Annotated in this window: 6 protein-coding genes; all 6 read right to left on the bottom strand. The window is 72.5% G+C overall.

The features are described 5' to 3' along the window. Positions 1 to 147: 147 nt before the first annotated feature. Positions 148 to 906, bottom strand: coding sequence for a twin-arginine translocase subunit TatC (gene tatC, locus VGR37_03635; protein HEV2146487.1), 759 nt, complete (start codon positions 904 to 906; stop codon positions 148 to 150). 49 nt (positions 907 to 955) lie between these two features. After that, on the bottom strand, positions 956 to 1,471 hold the full coding sequence (gene nrdR, locus VGR37_03630; GenBank protein HEV2146486.1) for a transcriptional regulator NrdR: 516 nt from the start codon (positions 1,469 to 1,471) through the stop codon (positions 956 to 958). A 286-nt stretch (positions 1,472 to 1,757) separates the two neighbouring features. Then, positions 1,758 to 2,513 (bottom strand): tol-pal system protein YbgF, encoded by a 756-nt coding sequence (ybgF, locus tag VGR37_03625; protein ID HEV2146485.1) that lies wholly within the window; start codon positions 2,511 to 2,513, stop codon positions 1,758 to 1,760. Then, positions 2,510 to 3,067 carry an OmpA family protein gene (locus VGR37_03620; protein ID HEV2146484.1) on the bottom strand — a complete coding sequence of 186 codons (558 nt, stop codon included), beginning with the start codon at positions 3,065 to 3,067 and terminating at the stop codon, positions 2,510 to 2,512. Before VGR37_03620 ends, ybgF begins: the two co-directional genes overlap by 4 nt. A 64-nt stretch (positions 3,068 to 3,131) precedes the next feature. Further along, a complete protein-coding gene (locus VGR37_03615) occupies positions 3,132 to 4,484 on the bottom strand; it encodes a hypothetical protein (GenBank protein ID HEV2146483.1) in 1,353 nt (450 codons plus the stop codon). A 10-nt stretch (positions 4,485 to 4,494) separates the two neighbouring features. Beyond that, the coding region (locus tag VGR37_03610) for a TonB family protein (GenBank protein HEV2146482.1) at positions 4,495 to 5,089 on the bottom strand (595 nt) is incomplete at its 5' end.

Raw genomic sequence — 5,089 nt, 5'->3', positions numbered from 1 at the left:
GGGCGGTGCGGGGACGGTGTCGCCGACGGCAGCGCGCACCGTGCGGGGCCCGGCGGCGGGGACGGCGGTCTGCGCCAGCGCGGCGAGCGCAACGATCGCACCGGCCGCCAGGGCAGCCACGTCCTGGACCAGGGGGGAGCGGCGCATTCAGGCCTCCGCGGCGGCTTCGGCGACCCGGCGGCGGACCACCAGCCGCGAAAGGACGATGCTGAACTCGTAGAGGACGACCAGCGGCACCATCATCATCAGGGTGACGGTGATGACGTCGCCCGGCGTGAGCACGGCGGCCAGGATCGTGATGGCGACGATGGCGTGGCGCCGCTTGGAGGCGAGGAACTCCGGGGTCACCACGCCGAGCGCCGAAAGGACCATGATCACGATGGGGAGCTCGAAGACCACCCCGAAGGACAGGAGCAGCCGGGTGACGACGCTCAGGTACTCGCTGATGACGATGGACTGCTCCAGGCTCTCCGTCTGAAACCCCATGGTGAAGCGGAGCGTCATGGGGAGCACGAGCTCGTACGCCATCACCACCCCGCCCGCGAAGAGCACCAGCCCCAGGTACAGCGAGGGGATGATCACCTTCCGCTCCGACGGGAGCAGCGCCGGAGAGAAGAACGCCCACACCTGGTACGCGATGATGGGGAGCGCGAGCAGGAAGCCGCAGGTGACCGCCAGCTTCAGCGTGATGAAGAAAGGCTCCGTGGGGCTCAGGTACTTGAGCTTGGTCCCGTCCAGGAAGGGCTCGATGGGGTTCACCAGCAGCCCCAGCACGTTGAAGCGCATGACCAGGACGAAGGCCACACCGGTCCCTACCGCCACGGCCAGGAGGCTCCACAGGAGCCTCCAGCGCAGCTCCTCCAGGTGGTCGAGGAACGGCATCTCCGCCGTTCCATGGTTGAACATTGCCATTCTCGGGATAACTCCGGGGCCGCGGGGATCCCGCGGCCCCCGGTCAGGGAGCCGTGTCCTCCAGCGAGGGGAGGGGGAGCTGGTACCGTCTCAGCTCCATTTCCTGCCGCCGCGCATCCAGGTCCTTCAGCTCGTCGTAGAACTCCGTGAGGTCCTGGAAGTTGCGGTACACCGACGCGAACCGCACGTAGGCGATGTGGTCGCGCGTCTTGAGGCGCTCCATCACCATCTCGCCCAGCCGCCCGCTCGGGACCTCCACCTCGTCAGAGCGGTCCAGGATGCGCTCGATGTCCTCCAGGATCGCATCCACGTCGGTGGGGCTCACCGGCCGCTTCGCGCAGGCGATCTGCACGCTGCGCAGCAGCTTCCGCCGGTCGTACGGCTCCACCTCGCCGTCGCGCTTGAGGACCTGCAGCGGCCGCTCCTCGATGTACTCGTACGTGGTGAAGCGCCGCCCGCACCGGATGCACTCCCGGCGGCGGCGCACCGCGCGTCCCTCCCGGCTGCTGCGGGAGTCGACGACACGGTCCTCGCTGTGATGGCAGAAGGGGCAGCGCATGGCCTCGAAGTTAACGGCTCGCGCCTTTCTCCGACAGCGCGTGCGGCGTTGTACACCGGGGCCTGTTCGGTGTTGCGGGGAGGGGGAAGTGCGGAACAGCATAGGCTCACGCAGAGGAAGCAGAGGAAACGGAGGACTGCTCTCTCGCTGTTCCTCTGCTTCCCCTGCTTCCTCTGCGTGCGTCCTGCCGTTGTGAGCCGCGCGCCAGTGCCGACGAGAACGAGACGGGGCGGGACGGCCGACGCAACCGGCGATCCCACCCCGTAATCTGCTGCCGCCTACGTCCTTACGACCGGCCGAGCTTCTGGAGCTGGTCGCGCGCGAGCGTCGCCTCGGGCGAGCGGGCGTACGACTGCACGACGCGGTTGAACAGCGCCCGCGCCTCGGTGCGGTTCCCCCGCCCCGCCTCGATGGTCCCCGCCCGGTACAGCGCCGTGGGCGCCTTGCTCGACGCCGGGAAGCGCTGCACCACCTGGGCGTAGGTGGTCAGGGCGTTCTGCACGTCCTTGGCCTCGTTGTACGTCTCGCCCACGTAGAAGAGGGCGTCCGGGGCCAGGGCGTGGCTCGGGTAGGCGCGGAGGAACTCCTGGAACCCGGCGCGCGCCGTCTGCAGCGAGCCGCGGCGCAGGGCGGCCAGCGCGGTGTTGTACAGCTCGTCGGCGCTCGCGTCCGCCGGGGCTGTGCCGCCGGCCGCCGGGGTGGTGCCCTCGGCGGGGCGGGCCGCCTCCTGCTGCGCGCGGGTGTTGATCTGCTCGCGCAGCTCAGCCAGGCGCTGCTGCCCCTGGCCGGTCAGCTCCTGGATCTGCACGAGCTGGCGGTCCACCTGCAGGAAGCGGTTGGAGATGTCGCCCCGCAGCCGCTGGTTCTGGCTGTTCAGCGAGTCCAGCATCGCCCGGTTCTGCCGCTGCATCTCCCGGAAGGCGCTGTCCTGCGCCGCCCGCATGGCCGCCATCTCGTCGCGCAGGTCACGGACGTCGCGCTTGGTGGCGCACGCCCCCAGGAGCGGCGCCAGCAAGAGCGCGGCCAGGAGGCGCGCCTTCATCGGCCGCCGCCCCCCAGGACGACGAACTCCGCGCGCCGGTTCCGCGCGAAGGAGCCCTCGTCGCCCCCCTCCACCAGCGGGCGCTCCTTGCCGTAGCTGATCGTGGAGAAGCGGCCGGAGTCGATCCCGTACCCTTCCAGGAAGGTGCGCACCGCCTCCGCGCGGCGCTGCCCCAGCGCCAGGTTGTACTCCGTGGAGCCGCGCTGGTCCGCGTGCCCCTCGATGCGGAGCGCCACCGACGGCACCGAGCGCATGATCTCGGCCTTGTTGCGGAGCCGCTCCTGCGCCTCCGGGGTGAGGTCGAAGCTGTCGTACTCGAAGAACACCATCTCCGAGAGCGCCTCGCGCACCCGGGCCATCTCGCGCTCCGCCGCGGCCATCGAGTCCGCACGGGCGCGGTCCCGGCGAAGCCGTTCCGCGAGGGCGATGGAGTCGGCGCGGGCGTCGCCGGCCACCACGGGGTCCGTGGCGGGGCCCGCGGCGGGGCTGCGCTTCTTGCAGCCGACCAGCGTGAGGGCGGCGAGCGCGACGAGGGCGGCGTGGCGGAGCTTCATCTGGCTTTCCTCTCTGACGGGCGGAGTGCGGGATTGCGCCGCGGGCGCGGCGCGCGTTCGGCCGTTAGCGGCCGGGGGAAGGTGCAGCCGGAGCGGACGGGACCCGGTACAGCACCGGGGACCAGTCCGGGAGGCCGTAGCCGCGCCCGCGCAGGAGCGGGCGGGTGCGGCCGCTCACGGCGTCGATCACGAAGAGGCCCCCGCCGTCGCGGTCGGAGGCGAAGACCAGGTGCCGTCCGTCCGGGGCCCAGCTCGGGTCCTCGTTGCGGCCGCGGTTGGTGAGCACGCGGGGGCGGCCCCCGGCGGCGTCCACCACGGCGAGCTGCGGCGAGCCGCCGATGCGCGTGTGGTACGCGATGGCGTTCCCCCGCGGCGACCAGTCCGGCGAGGTGTTGTACCCGGAGCCGCCGTAGCGGTACTCGGACACCACGCGCGGCTCCCCGCCGCGCGACATCACGTAGATGTGCGGCTCGCCCAGCCGGTTGGAGACGAAGGCGATCCGCGACCCGTCCGGGGAGAAGGTGGGCGAGAGCGAGTCGAAGCGGCGCCCGCGGGTGAGCGCCTCGAAGCGGCCGCTCCCGTCCACGGTCGCCACCTCCGTGTTGCCGTCCACCGTCGCGGCGAAGGCCAGCGTCCGCCCGTCCGGGGAGTACGCCGGGGTGATGTTCAGCCCGTCGCGCCGCGAGACGGTCCGGTCCTCGCCGGTGGACAGGGTGCGCTCGTAGAGCGCCGGGATCCCGCTGCGGAACGACGTGTAGGCGAGCCGCGCGCCGTCCGGCGACCACGCCGGCGACAGGGCGATGGAGCCGTCGCTCGTCACCCGCTGCACGTTCTCGCCGTCCCAGTCGACCATGTAGATCTCCTTGGAGCCGCGCCCCTGCAGCACGAAGGCGATCCGCGACGCGGCCACCCCGGGCTCGCCGGTGGCCCAGCGGACCACCTCGTCCGCGGCGGCGTGCACCGCCATGCGGAAGCCCCGGTCGGCGGGGCGAGGGATGGCGAAGGTGCGCTCCCCCTTCACCTGCCCGTACACCGCGTCCAGGAGCGCGAGGCGCAGCGCCAGCCCGCTCCCCTGCGGGACCACCTCGCCGGCCAGGACCCAGTCGGCGCCGCGGTCGCGCCAGTCGCCCACCGCGGAGGGGGCCACGGCGCGCGTGCCGGCCGGGGCGTCCTGGACCCGGAACCGGTCGCTGAAGTCCAGGTCCTGCCGCACGATCTGGCGGACGGCCGAGGCGGCGCCCTCCATCCCCGCGGCGGCGGTGAAGGGGAGGACCAGGAAGCCCGGCTCCGAGCCCGGGCGGTAGGTGAGGCCGAGCTGGACCATCACCGTGTCCTGCGCGCGGAGCGTCCCGGGAAGCCCCAGGGCGAGCGCGAGGAGGCCGAGGAGCGCGGTACGGAAAGGGATGCTGCGTTTCATCGCCTGGAGGTCAGCTTTCGGGCTCGAAGGTGAAGGAGACGGGGAGCCGGTTCCCCCGGTACGCCCTGGGGAGCGGGCCGAAGGCCTTGTTGAGGCCGGCCTGCTCGACGGCCTCCATGGCGGCGGCGCGGAACTGGAAGCTCCCCCGGCTCTTGCCGATGGTGATGTCGGACACCGATCCGTCGCGGTTGATCCAGAACTGGACCTCGGCCTCGTCGGTGCGCGACCCCGGCGGCGGGCGGAAGTACCGCTTGAGCTGCCGGATGATGTTCGCCAGGTACGCCGGGTCCACGAACTCGGCGCCCTCGGTCCGCACCGCCAGCCCCTCCCCGCCCACCGAGGCCGGGTCCGGGTTCCGCCCCTTGGGGGGCACGGGGTTCCGGGCGGCGGGCGCCTCCGTCTTCCGCGGGGCGTCCTTCTGCGCCGCCTCCTGCGGACGCTCCGCCCGCTTGGGCGTCGGTGTCGGCGTGGTGGACTTCGGCGGCTCCGCGGCCCGCTCCGTCCGCTTGGGCGCGGGCTCGGGCGGCGTGGCCCTGGGCTTCTCGGCCGGCCGCTCCGTCTTCGGAGCGGGCGTCGACTTGGGGGCCGGCTGCTTCGGCTCGAGG

The sequence above is a fragment of the Longimicrobiaceae bacterium genome (genome assembly GCA_035936415.1).
Classification (GTDB): Bacteria; Gemmatimonadota; Gemmatimonadetes; order Longimicrobiales; family Longimicrobiaceae; genus JAFAYN01.
Note: the sequence above shows the minus strand (reverse complement) of the source record. Positions and strands in the feature narration are given on the sequence as shown.